The sequence below is a fragment of the Pseudomonas sp. P5_B2 genome, from assembly GCF_056400445.1.
In genome coordinates this window covers 1-549 of the sequence record NZ_JBFULH010001489.1, presented here as the reverse complement: position 1 = coordinate 549, position 549 = coordinate 1, and the positions used below count along the sequence as shown (strand labels likewise).

At 52.3% G+C, this 549-nt stretch carries 1 protein-coding gene; it reads left to right on the top strand.

The window, feature by feature from the left end:
• Nucleotides 1-339: hypothetical protein (locus tag AC1DRJ_RS31990; RefSeq protein WP_477805611.1), on the top strand; the 339-nt coding region annotated here is incomplete at its 5' end.
• Nucleotides 340-549 lie beyond the last annotated feature (210 nt).

The following is a 549-nucleotide window of genomic DNA, read 5'->3' as shown; positions in this document are numbered from 1 at the left end:
CTATTCTGGAGCTTGGTTATGCGAATCATTGCGCCCCTTGTGTGCACATTCCTGTTCTCCCTGGCGTTGCCATCGCTGTCCTTTGCCGCAAATTGCGAAAACGCGGGCAGTGCAAATGGCGCCAAAAACTGTGTGAAATATAACAACAATCAAAATGGCAATGGCAATGGCAATGGCAATGGCAACGGCAATAGCGGCAAAGGCAACTGCAATGGAAATGGCAATTGCGGCAACAACGCCAAGGAAAAAGCCAAAGACTATGATGATGATCACGCGGTCGAGTGCAGGGATATCAATAGCATTACTCTGCGCCGTCAATGCCTTGAAAGGCGCAGATGAATGACGGATGCCGTTGGTGCGGTTCTTTGCGGCGAACGAATCTGTTCGCCCTTCCCCTTCAGCTTCACCACAACACCCGGGTTGGCGTAAAACGACCTAGATCACCGCGCAAAGTAGGTGGATCCTCTCGCTCGCCCGCAGGCTCTGTCGCAGACTGGGCGTCAGGGTAAGCTTGCGTTGGCGGAAAAATGAATTGCCGGAGTTGTTATG